Annotated in this window: 11 protein-coding genes; 5 read left to right on the top strand and 6 right to left on the bottom strand. The window is 69.8% G+C overall.

All coding sequences use genetic code 11. From position 1 onward, the window contains the following. Positions 1–12: 12 nt before the first annotated feature. The 5 genes from R0232_RS35090 to R0232_RS35070 all read right to left on the bottom strand — a co-directional run bounded on the left by R0232_RS35090 (position 13) and on the right by R0232_RS35070 (position 7,350). Positions 13–2,271: a hypothetical protein gene (locus R0232_RS35090; RefSeq protein ID WP_431513900.1), complete on the bottom strand. Its 2,259-nt coding sequence runs from the start codon at positions 2,269–2,271 to the stop codon at positions 13–15. A gap of 573 nt (positions 2,272–2,844) precedes the next feature. Further along, entirely contained in the window at positions 2,845–3,810 is a 966-nt protein-coding gene (locus R0232_RS35085; protein ID WP_431513899.1) for an aliphatic sulfonate ABC transporter substrate-binding protein, read from the bottom strand. A 33-nt stretch (positions 3,811–3,843) separates the two neighbouring features. Beyond that, positions 3,844–5,082 (bottom strand): SfnB family sulfur acquisition oxidoreductase, encoded by a 1,239-nt coding sequence (locus R0232_RS35080; RefSeq protein ID WP_431513898.1) that lies wholly within the window; start codon positions 5,080–5,082, stop codon positions 3,844–3,846. Beyond that, complete coding sequence (locus tag R0232_RS35075) at positions 5,079–6,104, bottom strand: aldo/keto reductase (RefSeq protein ID WP_431514677.1); 1,026 nt, start codon at positions 6,102–6,104, stop codon at positions 5,079–5,081. Before R0232_RS35075 ends, R0232_RS35080 begins: the two co-directional genes overlap by 4 nt. Before the next feature lie 61 nt (positions 6,105–6,165). Next, a complete protein-coding gene (locus tag R0232_RS35070) occupies positions 6,166–7,350 on the bottom strand; it encodes an LLM class flavin-dependent oxidoreductase (RefSeq protein WP_431513897.1) in 1,185 nt (394 codons plus the stop codon). A gap of 198 nt (positions 7,351–7,548) precedes the next feature. Here R0232_RS35070 and arr point away from each other — a divergent pair, with 198 nt between their 5' ends. Continuing rightward, the gene (gene arr / locus R0232_RS35065) at positions 7,549–7,959 is read left to right on the top strand and encodes an NAD(+)--rifampin ADP-ribosyltransferase (RefSeq protein ID WP_431513896.1); all 411 of its coding nucleotides are present in this window, start codon (positions 7,549–7,551) and stop codon (positions 7,957–7,959) included. 14 nt (positions 7,960–7,973) lie between these two features. Here arr and R0232_RS35060 read toward each other — a convergent pair whose 3' ends face one another. After that, entirely contained in the window at positions 7,974–9,209 is a 1,236-nt protein-coding gene (locus R0232_RS35060) for an acyl-CoA dehydrogenase family protein (protein WP_431513895.1), read from the bottom strand. 220 nt (positions 9,210–9,429) lie between these two features. On the opposite strand from R0232_RS35060, the gene R0232_RS35055 reads away from it, so the two are divergent. Genes R0232_RS35055 through R0232_RS35040 form a run of 4 tightly spaced genes read left to right on the top strand, consistent with a single transcriptional unit; the run spans position 9,430 to position 15,883 of the window. Beyond that, positions 9,430–11,034 (top strand): ABC transporter substrate-binding protein, encoded by a 1,605-nt coding sequence (locus R0232_RS35055; protein WP_431513894.1) that lies wholly within the window; start codon positions 9,430–9,432, stop codon positions 11,032–11,034. A gap of 30 nt (positions 11,035–11,064) precedes the next feature. Continuing rightward, the gene (locus tag R0232_RS35050) at positions 11,065–12,618 is read left to right on the top strand and encodes an amidase (RefSeq protein ID WP_093345821.1); all 1,554 of its coding nucleotides are present in this window, start codon (positions 11,065–11,067) and stop codon (positions 12,616–12,618) included. Continuing rightward, positions 12,615–14,249, top strand: a complete 1,635-nt coding sequence (locus R0232_RS35045; RefSeq protein ID WP_431513893.1) for an ABC transporter substrate-binding protein — start codon at positions 12,615–12,617, stop codon at positions 14,247–14,249. Before R0232_RS35050 ends, R0232_RS35045 begins: the two co-directional genes overlap by 4 nt. 2 nt (positions 14,250–14,251) lie before the next feature. After that, the gene (locus tag R0232_RS35040; RefSeq protein WP_431513892.1) at positions 14,252–15,883 is read left to right on the top strand and encodes an ABC transporter substrate-binding protein; all 1,632 of its coding nucleotides are present in this window, start codon (positions 14,252–14,254) and stop codon (positions 15,881–15,883) included. Positions 15,884–15,907 lie beyond the last annotated feature (24 nt).

The raw sequence follows: 15,907 nt of genomic DNA, 5'->3' as shown, positions 1-15,907 counted from the left end.
GGATGGCAGTCTTCAATTCATCCGCTGCAACTGGACATCGGTCACCGCCACGCTGCCCGAAGCCTTCGGAAACCGCAGCGTGACCTGTTTGATGTGCGCGAGATCCACGCCATGCAGCGCGAAGGCCTTCAGCGGAACCGCCACCATGTTCAGCAGCGGCCGGGTGGTGCCGGTGTCGGCATAGATCGCATCCGCGGGCGCGTCGACCAGCGGGATCGCGCCGTCGGGCTTGCGCGCGATGCCGTAGAGCGCGTCGCTGAAGTCGCTGCCCTTGATCGCGGCCTTGCGATCCTGCGTGTCGGTCAGCGCGATCTCGACCTCCTGCCCGATCGGTGCCACCACGGCGACGCGCAGGCTCAGCGTGTCGAAGCCCTTGGTGGAGAGGTCGCCGGTGTGGATCGTCATCGCGGCGCCGGCCGCGGTCCATTGCAGCTGGGCCTGGTCCGTGATCGACCAGGTCAGCAGCGTCTTCGCGTCATAGGTGAAGTCGTACAGCGCGCCTTCCTTGAACAGGCGATCGACGCCGGCCTGGCTCGCGGGATCGGTGCATGCCGCGTCGCGATCGGGCTTGAGCGCGAGGAATCGGCATTGCACGGCCTGGGTGAATTTCTCGTAGGAGGTCGAGAGCCCGCCCGGGTTCCTCGCGCTGGCATCGGCGGCGCTAAAGTTCTGGAGCAGCTTGCGCTGCGCGGCGGGTTGATGGATCGTCAGGATCACGCGCTCGTCGCAACTGCCCTCGCCCACCGGGCAGCCCGCGGCCGGGATCGGCGCCTGCCCCTTCCAGTACGGCGCGAACTGGAACTCGTCGCCGACGAAATAGCGCATGAACGATTCGATCAGGAACATGCCGTTGCGGCGCTGGTCCTCCTGGTTCAGGCGCAGCGTCTCGGCCTGCGCGGCCTTGCAATAGAGCGGTGCTCGGCCCTGCGAATCGTCGGTCTCGGCCCAGTAGTCGTTGTAGAAGTTGTGGTTGGCGCCCCGCACCACGACCTGGTACTTGGGCGCGCTGTCGTCCTCGGCGGTGTAGCGGCTCTCGTCGAAGATCTGCGCGCCTTCCAGCGTGTAGACGTCGCCGTCGCAGCTCGGCAGCAGGGTCATGAACGGCACATGGGTGATGCGCGACAGCTGCTTCTTGTTGATCGCCGCGAGCGAGAAGACCGCGCGGATCCGGTGCGGGTCCCCGGTGCCCGAAGGCAGCAGCACGCCGGATCGGCGCAGGGCCTCCTCGGAGGTGGCCTGCTGCAGCCATTGCTCGCTGTTCGCATTGATCCGCCGCACCACGGTGCCCAGGTCCCGGAACGCGGCGGTGGCCTTCTCCAGCGCGAGCTCCGCGGCCTGGAGCGTGGCCTGTGCGTCCTGCGCCTGGCGCTGCAGTTGCTCCACCTCGCGGGTCAAGGCCTCGATCTCCAGCGCTGGCGCGGGCGGCGTGCGGTCCAGCGCCGCCTGGCGCTTGAACTTCGCGATCAGGAGCTGCACCGAGACGGCGGTCGAGGCGGATTGCGCCTCGTCGACCCGCTGCCGCGCTTCGTCGAGCGCGGCCTGGAGCGGAATGGTCGCCGCGCGGATGTCGCGTGCCTTCTCGATGTTCTGGTAGCTGATGCCCACGCGTTGCCGGTTCAGCTCCACCGCATAGGCCACCGCTTCCGCGCCGCGCGAGTGCCCGACCAGGCCCACGCGCCCGAGGTCCATCCTGCCCTTGAGCTCGGGCAGCGACACGCCGTTGAAGACGCCCGTGGCGTTGCCCGCGCGCAGCAGGTCGAGCGTGGTCATCAGCAGCTGGCCGCGCGCCAGCGCACCGGCGTCCGAGGCGTTGCCGTTGAGCCCGTTGATCTTTCCCGCATCGATGGAGAAGGCCACGTAGCCGTTCTCCGCCAGGTTCTTCTGCAGGTAGTCGTAGCCCTTGGCATTGTTGAGATCGGAGGAGTCATGCATGCCGTGCAGGAACACCACCACCGGATGGCCGCCGCTGGCCGCGGGCTGGACCCTGGAATCGCCCGGTGTGCCGGCCGGTCCTGTCGGATAGCGCACCGTGCCCCGCAGCGGCACGGTGTAGATCACGTCCTTGTACCGCGCATCCGACACCGCCGCGGTGCCGAAGCCGTAGACGATCTGCTCCGAGGACACATGGCCTCCCTTCTCGCCGAACGGCACGGTCGCGGTGAAGCGGGTGACGACGGAAGGATCCTCCGGGTTCGGTGGGGTGGTGACCGGGATCGTCGGCGCCGGATCGGCCGTTCCGGTGGTGACGCCGGTCGTGGGCGGGGGCACCATCAAGGCCAGGGAGCCCGCCCCACCGTCGCTGCCTCCACCGCATCCGCTCGCGAGGGCGAATCCCAGAAGAACCGCGCACGCTTTCAACAAGCGCATGCAACGCTGTCCATTCATTGATCTTCTCCAAAATATTCTTTCGATGATTGGAGCGATCTGCGATCCAGGCACGACTCGCTCCGAGTGGTGTCCGATTCGCGCAATGCGGATTTAGCAATTCATCGGGGCCGACGCTTGTCTCTCGTGTTGATGAGCATCTCGCGTTGCGGACCGCGTGGAGAAGCAATTCATATGCCTTGCAACGATGCCATTGCGGTATTCGCAATGGCATTGAATTGCCGATGAGAAAGATATTCCGGGGCTAATTGATCAGGCCCATTGGGTCGTCATCGATGCGCAATTGGAAAGCCCGGTTCGGCGCTCTGATCGATGGCCCGAAAAGATCGCGGCGCCGCACTGCGCATGCGAGCATCCGCGATGCCACGAGGCATCGCGCGGCGGATGCTGGCCTTGGATTCGGCGCCGATGGGATCGGCCGGATGGCTCGCCCGCGCGCACGAATGCGGTGCCCCAGCCTCAGCCGCGCTCCGCGTTGTCCCAGACCGCCTCGCGCACCGCGACCGACTTCGGCAGCACGCCGAGCTTGAACAGCCGGTCGGCCGTGCGCTGCTGCGAAGCGAGGATCGCGTTCGACAGCGGCACCACGTCGAAGCCCGCATTGGCATTGACCTCGGTCACCACGTCCAACGGCATGCCGGTGGCGGCCGCGACCGACTTCGCGACCTCGGCGGGATTGGCCCTGGCCCAGCGGCCGGCCTCGGCCGAGCCCTCGACCAGCGCCTTCACATGAGCGGGCCAGGCCTTGGCGAAGCCGGTGTTGGCGAGCAGGAAGGAGGCGCTGTCCTCGAGCACGTCGCCCTGCCAGGCGATCACGCGCGTCCTGTTGCGGCGGCGCGCGATGGTGAAGTACGGGTCCCAGATGGCCCAGGCATCGATGTCGCCGCCATCGAAGGCGAAGGCCGCGTCGGCCGCGCCCAGGCCGATGCTGGTCACGGCCTTGATGTCCAGCCCCTGGCGCTCGAGCGCGGCCGCCACCAGGTTGTGCGAGCTCGATCCCTTGGCATAGCCGATGCGCCGGCCCTGCAGGTCGGCGATGCTGCGGATCGGCGAATCCTCCTTCACGAGGATGCCCTCGGAGCGCGGCGTCGAGGGCTGCGCCGCCACATAGGCCACGCGCCCGCCCGAGGCCTGCAGGAAGATGCAGCCCACGTTGCCCGCATTGCCGAAGGCGACGTCGCCGGTGTCCATGGCCTGCAGCAGGTTGAGGCCCGAGGTGAACTCGGCCCATTCGATGCGGATGCCCAGCGGCTCGAAGCGCTTCTCGAACACCTTGAGCTGGCGCGCCACCAGCGGAATGCCGGTCTTCTGGTAGCCCAGCGTCAAAGTGGATCCCTTGAGGCCGGTGGCGGCGCTCCAGGCGGAAGGGGCGGCGACCAGCGAGGCGGCGCCCGCGGCGAGAGTGAATTGGCGGCGGGTCAGCATGGCGGGGATCGATTCAGCGAATGAAAGCCAGGGTCACAGCGCACCCGCGCTCTCGGGCAGGATGCCGTTGAGCAGGTGGTCGCCGACCACAGTGAACTTGTGGCGCACCGGGTCGTGCAGCGTGTGCACGCGCGCGTTGCGCCAGTGGCGGTCGAAGGCATGCGGCGCCTGCGCGGAACGCGTGCCGCAGAGCTCGAACAGCTTGCTCGAGGCATGCAGCGCGATCTCCGAGGTCAGCACCTTGGCCTCGGCCACCGCGAGCGAGGCCAAGGCGCGGCGCTCGCGGTCGGGCCGGGCGATGGCTTCGTCGAGCGCGAGGCCCGCGCGCTGAGTCATCGCCTCGGCGGCGTGCAGGCGGATCTGGATCTCGCCGACCTGCGCGATCACCAGCGCATCGACGATCGCGCGCGGTGCGCCGGTCGGCTGCGCGATCGATGCGTGTTCGCGCAGGAAGCGCACCGTGTCGTCGAGCGCGGCCTGGGCGATGCCGAGGTCGATGCCCACATGGCTGATCTGCGAGACCGCGCCCATCGGCTGCTCGCTGTAGGCGCGGTGGATCGGCAGCACGCAGAGATCGGGCAGCAGCACGTCGTCGAGATGCACGCGGCCGCTCGCGGTGGTGCGCTGGCCGAAGCTCTGCCAGTCGTCCTCGATGGCCAGGCCCGGCGTGCCCGCCGGAATGATCGCCACCGTCTTCTCGCCGGCCGCGTTCAGGCCGATGGCCGACACGTAGTGCGCGAACAGCGCGCCGGTGGCGTAGATCTTCTCGCCGCGCAACAGCCAGCCTCGCGGCGTGCGCTCGATCCGCAGCGGCTGCACGGCGCCGTCGCGCGGTGCGTCGACGTTGGCATTGCCGAAGCGGCAGCCGCGCAGGATCTCGCCGAGGAAGAAGGCCTTCTGCGCCTCGGTGCCGATGGTCGAGAGCCAGAACACGGCGCTGTTGTGGTTCTGCTGGATCTGGCCGATCGAGGCATCGGCTGCCGACAGGAGCGCGAACACCCGCGCCACGGTGGCGTAGGACACGGCCGCGCCGCCATGGGCGCGCGGCAGGTTCATGGCCCACAGGCCGGCGCCCGAGACCTGGTCGAGCTCGCGCTCGGGCAGCAGGCGCTGGCTGTCGCGCGCGGCCGCGCCTTCGGCCAGCGACTTCGCGACACGCTGCGCGGCTTCGAGCACCTCGGCGTCGGAGCGCAGCCGCTGCGCTGGCTCGACGCGGCGCGCGGTCCGCGGCAGATCGCTCTGGACCTCGATCGATGCGGCCAGCGCGCTCATGGCGCCGCGCGATGCCGCGGCTTGCGGCCGAAGAACGGGTGGCTGGGATCGTTGAAGCCCGGGCGCGACGAATGGCCCGTGGTCACGAGGCCGTCGACCAGTGCCTCGTCCGCGTCGGTGAAGCGGTACTGCAGCGCGGGCACGTAGTCTTCCCACTGCTCGAGCGTGCGCGGCCCGGCGATGGCCGAGGTCACGAGCCGGTTGTTGAGCACCCAGGCCAGCGCGAACTGGCCCGGCGTGATGCCGCGGCCCTCCACGTGTTCCTTCACGCGCTGCGCGATCTCCAGCGATTCGGGGCGCCATTCGGTCTGCAGGATGCGCTTGTCGTCGCGGCCCGCGCGCGTGCCGGGCGGCGGCGCCTCGCCGGGCCGGTACTTGGCCGTGAGCACGCCGCGCGCGAGCGGGCTGTACGACACCACGCCGAGGCCGTAGTACTCGGCCGCGGGCAGGTGCTCGGCCTCGATCTGCCGGTTCGCGAGGTTGTAGAGCGGCTGCGTCGCCACCGGCCGGTCGACGTTGAGCGCATCGGCCGTGCGCGCGAACTCGGCGATCTTCCAGGCGCTGTGGTTCGACAGACCGTAGCTGCGCAGCTTGCCCGCGCGGATCAGGTCGCCGAGCGCGCGCACGGTTTCCTCCACCGGCGTCTGGCGGTCCTCGCGGTGCAGGTAGAGCAGGTCGATGTGGTCGGTGCCCAGGCGCTTCAGGCTGGCCTCGACCGAGCGCACGATGCCGTGGCGTCCGGTGCTGCGGTTGTTCGGGCCTTCGATGTCGGGATCGGCATTGGCGAACTTGGTCGCCATCACCCAGTGCTGCCGGTGCGGCGCGATCAGCTCGCCGACCACCGTCTCCGACTGGCCCTGGTTGTAGGCATTGGCGGTGTCGATGAAGTTCACGCCCTGCTCGCGCGCGCGGTCGGCGATGCGTTGCGAGGTCGCGCGGTCGGTCTGGCCGCCGAACATCATGGTGCCGAGGGTCAGCGGCGAGACGAGGATGCCGCTGCGGCCGAGCGGCCGGTAGTCGATGGTGCTCATGGGAGAAGGAAGAAGAGAGGAAGGAAGAGGCGGCGCGCGTGACGCGCCGGAATCAGAAGCGCAGCCCGGCCTGCTTCATCAGCGGCAGGATGCGGTCGCCGAAGAATTCGAGGTCGGGCTTGAAGTCGTAGAAGCTCAGCTGAAGGCCGTCGACGCCCGCGCGCTTGAGCTGCACGAACTGCTCGACCACCTGCTCGGGCGTGCCGATCACCTCGATGTTGCCGCCGATGGCGCGCCGCTTGGCGGCGTCGTTGCCGACGCGGCCGCGCCACGCATGGGCGTCGCTGTCGAAGCGGTTGAAGCTGGCCTGCGGATCGACGTCGGCATGCGCCACGATCGCATCGTGGTAGGCCCAGGTCTCCTTCTCGGTCGCGCGGCTGATGACCATGGGATTGAGCAGCGTGCGCACCTCGCGGCCCACGTTGCGCGCGGCCTGCTTCACGCGCGCCGTGTGCGCGGGCAACGCCTCGATCGCGCTCGGGAAGCTCGAGCCGGCCGGACTGGTGATGAAGACGATGTCGGAATAGCGTGCCGCGAATTCGATGCCGGCGTCGGAGCCGGTCGCGTTCACCAGCACGGGCCGGCCGAAGCGCGGCTTGGGCGACACGAAGGCGCCATCGAGCTTCCACGGCGACTCGCCCTGGAACGCCCAGTTCTCGGTGTCGGCCCACAGCCGCTGCACCGCCTCGAGGAACTCGGCCGCGAGCTCGTAGCGCCGGTCGTGCTCGATGCGCTGCGAGCCGAACATCTCGTGCTCGACCGCGCGGTGCCCAGTCACCACGTTGATGCCCCAGCGCCCGCCCGAGATGTGGTCGAGCGTGGCCGCGTACTTGGCCAGGTGCAGCGGATGCAGCGGCCCGTAGAGCACGTGGATGGTCGAGATCAGCATGATGCGCTGCGTCACCGCGGTGAGGGCCGCCGTCGTCATGAAGGAGTCGAGCGCGTTGCCGTTGAACACCCCGCCGTAGCCGCCCTTGGGCAGCCATTGAGAGAGCGCGAACACCAGGTCGAAGCCCAGCCGCTCGGCCTGCAGCACCAGGTCGCGGTTGTAATCGAAGCGCCAGTCGGTGGTGCGCGGCAAGGTCGACGCGCTCCAGCCCCCGGCCTGGATCGGCAGGAACAGGCCCAGCAGCACCGGCTGCTCGAAGGCACGGGAGATCGGGCTGGCGGCGAATTCGGTCGGCGCGACGAAGCGCTCCCATCCGGCGATGGCGCCGGGTCGGTGTGACAGGGACATTGGAGGATTACTTTCTGCTGGCGCGGATTCTGGCCAGCAGGGGCGGGAATGGCACGCCCGTAATTCGCATATCGACATGCGGGGAGGCGCAATGGCGAAGGTGGACGGCTTTGGGGGAACACGAGAAAGCGTAGGAGCGTGGGCATGGAACTCCGCTAACCTCCTTCGGCTCGACTTTTCCCGGAGGTACATCCGCACATGTCAGCCACCCCCACCCCACCGCCCTACTACCACGGCACCAAGGCCGACCTGAACCTCGGCGACCTGATCGAGGCCGGCTACAGCTCCAACTACGGCCAGCGCAGGAAGGCGGCGTATGTGTACCTGAGCGCCACGCTCGAGGCCGCGACCTGGGGCGCCGAGCTGGCCGTCGGCGAGGGACGCGGCCGGATCTACGTGGTGGAGCCGACCGGGCCGATCGAGGACGACCCCAACCTGACCGACAAGAAATTCCCCGGCAACCCGACCAAGTCCTACCGCACGCGGCAGCCGCTGCGGATCACGGGCGAGGTGAGCGACTGGCAGGGCCATGCGCCCGAGCAGCTGCAGGCGATGCGCGAGCGCCTGGAGGAACTCAGGCGCGCGGGCATCGAGGCGATCGAGGACTGAACGCCCACACCCTGTCAGAACACCTTGCCCTCTTCGAGATGCGTGGTCGTGCCGTTGAGATGGTGGTCGCCGATCACGCGTGCCTTCTGCTGCAGCGGGTTGTGATTGAAGATGGTGCGCAGATTGCGCCAGTGGCGGTCGAAGTTGTGGCGACGCGAGGTGGCCGATGCGCCGCCGGCCTCGAACAGCCGCTCGGCCGCCTGCAGCGCGATGCGGCTCACCGCGAGCTGGGTCTTCGCGGTGGCGAGCGCGCCTTCGAGCACGAGCTGGCGCGTGCGTTCGCTCTCCTGGTCCGTTGCGGCATCGTGCCGCAGCGCCTGCGCCGAACGATCGAGGCGCCGCGCGTTGTCCGCGACCAGCGCATCGACCGCGTGCGTGGCGGTCGCTAGGTCGCCGACCACCCATTGCGTGAAGTGGTCCTGCGCCGCGCTGTCGGCCGGGCTGTGCGCGGCCGGCCGCGCATGGTGGCGCACATAGTCGAGCGCGTCGGCGAAGATGTTGCGCACGATGCCCGCGGCCACGGCCACCAGGTAGAGCTGGCGCAGCGACGATGCATGGCGGCGCTGCAGGGTCTTGGGGCTGCCGTACACCAGCTCGTCGGCGTGCACTTCGAGGCCCTCGAACTCCAGGCTGCCGCTCGCGGTCAGGCGCTGGCCCATGCCGTCCCAGTCGTCCTTCACGTGCAGGCCTTCGCGCCGCGTGGGCACGACGATGGCGACGTCGCGGCCCTCGGGGTCGCGCACAGCGATGCTCGCGTAATCCGAGAAGGCGGTGCCGGTGGCGTAGTACTTGCGGCCGTTGAGCACCAGGCGATCGCCATCGCGCTCGAGCGCGGTGGTCACGGTGCCCGACTTGGGCGTGCCGAGCTCGGTGAAGGCGCCGCCGAACAGCGCGCCTTCGCGCACGCGCGCCAGCTGCAGCTCGCTGTTCGCATCGGGTGGCGCGGTGGTCCAGAGCTCGATCGCGTTGTAGTGGATGCGCAGCGCATGCGCGACGTTGGAGTCGGCGGCCGCGAGCGTCGCGACCACCTCGATCAGGTCCTCGACCGAGCCGCCGGGACCGCCGCGCTCGGGCGGCACGCGCAGCGCGCCGAGGCCCGAGGCGCGGAACAGCGCGAAGGCCTCGAAGGGCAGCACGCGGTCGCGCTCGCGCTGCGAGGCGCCTTGTGCGATGGCCATGGCCAGCGCGGGCAGGCGATCGAGCAGGGTCTGGAGGTCGGGCGCCAGCGCGGCGCGGTCGGGTGCGTTCATCGGTGAAGGTGCGGGCAGCGAGCGGTCGAGGATGAACGCAGTATGGGCGCGCGGCATGGCCGTTTCCCGCATAAGAAAACTCGCATTCCTGCAATGGCGAACGGGCACGGATCGCGTGGAGCACGGCGCATTTCCAAACGCGAAAAGATGCTAAGCGCGCGCTTGGATTTCGCGGGGATATCCCAGACCATCGGCGGCCCAACCGCTAACCAGTCAGAGAATGAAATTCGATCGATGGGCACTGCGCGTCGCCCTCGCCGCAGCAGTGGCCGCCGCGCTCCCGGGCGCCTTCGCGCAGGGCACCGCACCCTCCCCCCAACCCATCGACGGCGGCACGCTGACGCTCGCGGTATCGCAGGAGCCGACCTCGCTGGTGTCCTTCCTCGACACCAAGACCGACAACCGCAACATCAGTGCGAAGATCACCGAGGGCCTGCTGCGCTACGACGCTCAGTTCCGCGCGCAGCCGCTGCTCGCCACGTCGTGGCAGGTCAGCGCCGATGGCCTGAAGTACACCTTCAAGCTGCGCCCCGGCGTGAAGTGGCACGATGGCCGCGACTTCGGCGCGGAGGACGTGCGCTATTCGATCCTGACGCAGAAGAAGCAGGGACCGCGCGGGCGCATCACGCTCGCGAACGTGGAACGCGTCGACGCGCCCGATCCGCTGACCGCGGTGATCGTGCTGTCGAAGCCCGCGCCCTTCCTGCTGAAGTCGCTGTCTTCGGCCGAACTGCCGATCGTGCCCTCGCACCGCTACGCCGACGGCGAGCCGCTGGGCAATCCCAACGTCACGGCGCCGGTGGGCACCGGCCCCTTCGTGTTCGACCAGTGGGTGCGCGGCAGCCACCTGGTGCTCAGGAAGAACCCGAACTACTGGCGCAAGGGCTATCCGCACCTCGACCGCGTGATCGTGAAGTTCGTGCGCGATCCGGCCGCGATCTCCACCGCGGTCGAGACCGGCGAGGTCGACGCGGCGCTCGGCGTGGGCCTGGCCGACCTCGAACGGCTCGAGAAGAACCCGAAGCTCAAGGTCGACGCCACCTACGACGCCTTCCTCAACAACGCCTCGTTCCTCGAGTTCAACCTCGAGAACCCGGTGCTCGCGAACCCGAAGGTGCGGCATGCGATCGCGCAGGCGATCGACCGCAACTTCATCCGCGACACCATCTACTACAAGCGCGTGGAGGTGGTGAACTCGCCGATCCCGCGCGTGCTGGCCGACTACTACGACGACAGCACCTTCCGCTATCCCTTCGACGTGACCGCGGCCAACCGCCTGCTCGACGAAGCCGGCCAGCCGCGCGGCGCGGGCGGCACGCGCTTCTCGCTGCGGCTGAGCTACATCCCGGGCGCGGAATTCAAGCGCACCAGCGACTACCTGCGCGCGGCCTTCTCGCGCATCGGCGTCAAGGTCGAGATCGTCGACGGCGACCTGCCCACCTTCCTCAAGCGCGTCTACAGCACGCGCGACTTCGACATCAACCTCAACGGCCTGGGCCGGCTGTTCGACCCGACGGTGGGCGTGCAGCGCATCTACTGGGGCGACGGGGTGCGCAATCCGCTGATCTGGATCAATGCCTCGCACTACGACAACCCGCAGGTCGACGAGCTGTTCCGCCAGGCCGCGGTCGAGCTCGACGGCGCGAAGCGCGCCACCCAGTTCCGCCAGATCCAGCAGATCGTGGGCCGCGAGCTGCCGGTGGTGCCGCTGGTCACGGTGCATTCGGCGCTGCAGGTCTACAGCACCCGCGTGCACGAACTCAACAACAGCATCGACCTCACGGCCGGCGACTTCGCCGATGCCTGGATCGAACCCCGCAAGTAAGACAGAGAAGACAGAGACGGACGGAACGCCATGAGCCTCCAGGACATCACGAACGACCAACTCCATGCACTGAGCTTCGCGAGCGCCGGCGAACAGGCCCGCGCGCTGGCCGAGGGCCGCGTCAGCGCGGTGGCGCTGCTCGAGCACCTGCTCGCGCGCATCGACCGCTTCGACGGCGCGCTCAACGCGGTGCCCGTGCGCGACGACGAGCGCGCGCGCGCCGCGGCACGCGAGGCCGACGCGGCGCTCGCGCGCGGCGAACGCCGGCCGCTGCTGGGCGTGCCGGTCACGGTGAAGGAGTCCTTCGACGTGGCGGGCCTGGTCACGAGCAGCGGCAACCCGGCCTTCGCCGACAACGTGGCGCGCGAGGACTCGCTCGCGGTGGCCGCGCTGCGCGAGGCCGGCGCGGTGATCGTCGGCAAGAGCAACGTGCCGCTGGGCCTGGCCGACCTGCAGAGCTACAACGCGGTCTACGGCATCAGCAACAACCCCTGGGACCCGGCGCGCACGCCGGGCGGTTCCTCGGGCGGCTCGGCCGCGGCGCTGGCCGCGGGCTACGTGGCGCTGGAGATCGGCACCGACATCGGCGGCTCGATCCGCATTCCCGCGCACTTCAACGGCGTGTACGGCCACAAGCCGACCGCCGGCCTGGTGGCGCTGCGCGGCACCGGCGTGCCCTCGGGCCGCCATGCCGAGCGCGACCTGGTGGTGGCCGGGCCGCTCGCGCGCACGGCGTCCGATCTCGAGCTCGCGCTCGGCCTGCTCATCAATCGCGACCCGCTGCTGGCCAAGGGCTGGAAGGCGACCCTGCCGCCGGCGCGCCATGCGCGGCTGTCCGACTTCCGCGTGCTGGTGATCGACCAGTGGCCCGGCAGCGAGCGCAGCGTGCACGAGCGCCAGGTGAGCGAGCGCGTGGTCGACCGGCTTCGCACGCAGGGCGTGCAGGTGAGCCGGCCGGCCGACCTGCCGCCGGGTCTGCTGCCCGACCTGGTGCGCTCGCACCGCGTCTACCGCAGCCTGCTGGGCTCCTCGCTGGCCACGCCGCCAGCGCTCAGCGAGGCCGCGCAGCAGCGGCTGGAAGCGCTCTCGCCCGAGGACGACAGCGCCGACGCGGCCTGGCTGCGCGCCTCCACGCTGCGCCACAGCCAGTGGCTGCAGGACCACGAGGCGCGCGTGGCGCTGCGCCACCAGTGGGAACGCTTCTTCGCGCAGTTCGACGTGGTGGTGACGCCGGTGGCGCCGCTGCCGGCCTTCCGGCACAACCACGACGAGCCCAAGGATGCGCGCACCTATCCCGTGGCCTTCGAGGACGGCACGCGCGAGGTGCGCTTCCTCGACCTGTTCGCCTGGGCCGGGCTGCCGGTGCTGCCGGGCCTGCCGGCCACCAGCTTCCCGATCGGGCTCGACGACGAGGGCCTGCCGGTGAGCGCGCAGGCGGTCGGCGCCTACCTCGAGGACCGCACCACCATCGCCTTCGCGCGGCTGCTCGAGGAGGCCTATGGCGGCTTCATCGCGCCGCCGGGCTACGAGGACAGCGTGGCCGCGCCCGCGACGCCCGCCGCCCCGACCGCGCCCGCCGCATGACGCCGACGCCTCCGATCAGCCGCCGGCATTTCCACCGGCGGCTCGCGGGGCTGCCGCTCGCGCTGGCCGCTGTGCCGGCCGCCGCGGCCAATGCCGCGCCCCATACCGCACCGGACACCGCGCCGCGCCACAAGCCCGGCAGCGTCGTCACCCTGCTCACCGCGCTCGAGCCGCCCACGCTGGTGGGCCTGGTCAACTCCGCGGCCGGCACCTTCCTGGTGTCGCCCAAGGCGGTCGAGGGCCTGCTGAGCTACGACTTCGACCTGCGCCCGCGTCCGCAGCTCGCCGTGGCCTGGGAGGTGCAGCCCGACGGCCTGCAATACACCTTCAGGCTGCGCCGCGGCGTGAAGTGGCACGACGGCCGCCCCTTCACCTCGGCCGACGTGGCCTTCTCGATCCTCGCGCTCAAGCAGTCGCATCCGCGCGGTCGTGCCACCTTCGCGAGCGTGAGTGAGGTGCGCACGCCCGATGCGCACACGGCGGTGCTGGTGCTCAGCAAGCCCGCGCCCTTCCTGCTGACCGCGCTGGCTGCCGCCGAGTCGCCGATCGTGCCGCGCCATGTCTACGAGGGCCGCGATCTCGCGAGCCATCCGGCCAACAACGCGCCGATCGGCACCGGGCCCTTCGTGTTCAAGGAATGGCAGCGCGGCAGCCACATCATCTACGAGCGCAACCCCGACTACTGGGATACCGGCAAGCCCTACATCGACAGGCTGGTGGTGCGCTTCGTGCCCGATCCCGCGGCGGCCGCGGCCGCGCTCGAGAGCGGCACGGTCGACCTGGCCGGCGCGACACCGGTGCCGATCCCCGACCTCGACCGGCTCAAGGCGCTGCCGCACCTGAGCCTGGACACGCGCGGCAACGAGTACTTCAACAACTCGACCACGCGCATCGAGTTCAACCTCGACAACCCCTACTTCCGCCACGCCAAGGTACGCCAGGCGGTGGCGCATGCGATCGATCGCGAGGTGATCCTCAAGACCGTGTGGTACGGCTACGGCCTGGCCGCGCCGGGCCCGATCTCGCCGGTGCTGCGGGCTTTCTACGAGCCCGCGGCCGGCGTGCCGGGCTTCGACCGCAAGCGCGCCGAGGCGCTGCTCGACGAGGCCGGCTTTGCGCGCGGCGCCGACGGCGTGCGCTTTCGCGTCAGCCACGACGTGTTCGACGGCGGCGGCAACCGCGTGGGCCAGTACATCCGCCAGGCGCTCGCGCGCGTGGGCATCGACGTGACGGTGCGCACGCAGGAGTTCGGCGCCTACATCAAGCGCGTCTACACCGACCGCGACTTCGACTTCAACAACCAGGGCATGAGCCAGATGTTCGACCCCGCGGTCGGCATCCAGCGCTTCTACTGGTCGAAGAACTTCCGCCCCGGCGTGCCCTTCTCCAACGGCGCGCACTACGACAACCCCGAGGTCGACCGGCTGCTCGAGGCCGCGGCGGTGGAGAACGATGCCGCCAAGCGGCGCGCGCTCTATGCCGAGTTCCAGCGCGTGATCGCGCGCGAGCTGCCGACCATCGGGCTCGTGGCGGTGGCGCAGGTCACGGTGGCCAATCGCCGCATCGGCGGCCACACGGTCGGCGCCGAGGGCCTGTCGGGCAACTTCGCCGATCTTCACCTCAAGGGATGAGCATGCAGGACTGGAACATGGAGCGCCGCGCCTGGCTGCAGGCCGGCGCGGGACTCGGGCTCGCGGGCCTGGCCTCGCCGTTCGCGGCGGTGTCCGCGCTCGCGCAGGGCCGCGACGCGGGCACGCCGGTGCGCGGCGGCACGCTGACCGTGCTGATCGATCCCGAGCCGCCCACGCTCACCACCATCGCGCATTCGGCCGGCGCCTCGGTGCTGATCTCGGCCAAGACCACCGAGGGCCTGCTGAGCTACGGTTTCGATCTCTCGCCGCAGCCGCAGCTCGCGACCGCCTGGAGCGTGAGCGCCGACGGGCTGCAGTACAGCTTCACCCTGCGCCGCGGCGTGAAGTGGCACGACGGCCGGCCCTTCACATCGGCCGACGTCGCGCATTCGATCGGCCTGCTCAAGCAATACCACCCGCGCGGGCGCGCCACCTTCTCGAGCGTATCGGAGGTGCGCACGCCCGATGCGCACACCGCGATCCTGGTGCTGTCGAAGCCGGTGCCCTACCTGATCACCGCACTGTCGGCGGCCGAGTCGCCGATCGTGCCGAAGCACCTCTACGAGAACGGCAAGGCCGATGCCAACCCGGCCAACAACGCACCCGTGGGCACCGGCCCCTTCGTGTTCAAGGAATGGGTGCGCGGCAGCCATGTGAGCTACGAGCGCAACCCCGACTACTGGGACAACCCCAGGCCCTACGTCGACCGGCTGATCGTGCGCTTCATCCCCGACGCCGCCGCGCGCGCGGCCGCGATCGAGAAGGGCGAGGTGCACCTGAGCCCGGGCACGCCGGTGCCGCTGGGCGACGTGGAGCGGCTGCGCGCCAGGCCGAACCTGGTGTTCGAGCCGAACGGCTACCAGTACATCAACAACGTTTCGCGGGTGGAGTTCAACCTCGAGAACCCCGCGCTGCAGGACCTGCGCGTGCGCCAGGCGATCGCGCATGCCATCAACCGCCAGGTGGTGCAGAAGACCGTGTGGTACGGCCAGGGCCGGTTGATCCCGGGGCCGGTGCATCCGGCGCTCGCGAAGTTCTACGTGCCCGACCTGCCGGTGCTGCCGCACGATCCGAAGCAGGCCGAGGCCCTGCTCGACGCGGCGGGCCTCGCGCGCGGCAAGGCCGGCCCCAACCTGCGGCTCAAGCTCGCGCTGACGCCCATTCCCAACGAGGGCGGCCAGCGCACCGCCGAGTACCTGAAGCAGAGCCTGGGGCGCATCGGCATCGAGGTCACGATCAACGCGACCGACTTCGCGACCTACGTGCGCCGCATCTATGCCGACCGCGCCTTCGACCTGCACGTGAGCGTGATGAGCAACACCTTCGACCCCACCGTGGGCATCCAGCGCTTGTACTGGTCGAAGAACTTCAAGAAGGGCCTGCCGTTCTCCAATGGCTCGGGCTACAACAACCCCGAGGTCGACCGGCTGCTCGAGGCCGCCGCCATCGAGACCGACGAGACGCGCCGGCGTCAGGCCTTCGCCGAGTTCCAGCGCCACATCGTGCGCGACCTGCCCGACATCACGCTGCTGGCGCTCGACAACTACACCATCGCCGACCGCCGCGTGCGCGGCCACACGGTCAGCGCCGACGGCATCGCCGGCAACCTGGCCGGTGCGTGGATCGGCACCTGATCGACAGTGAAAGGAAACCTCTCC

The sequence above is a fragment of the Variovorax sp. DAIF25 genome, from assembly GCF_050711835.1.
Taxonomy (GTDB): Bacteria; Pseudomonadota; Gammaproteobacteria; order Burkholderiales; family Burkholderiaceae_C; genus Variovorax.
The sequence above is the reverse complement of the archived record's forward strand: the minus strand, read 5'-3'. Positions and strand labels throughout refer to the sequence as shown.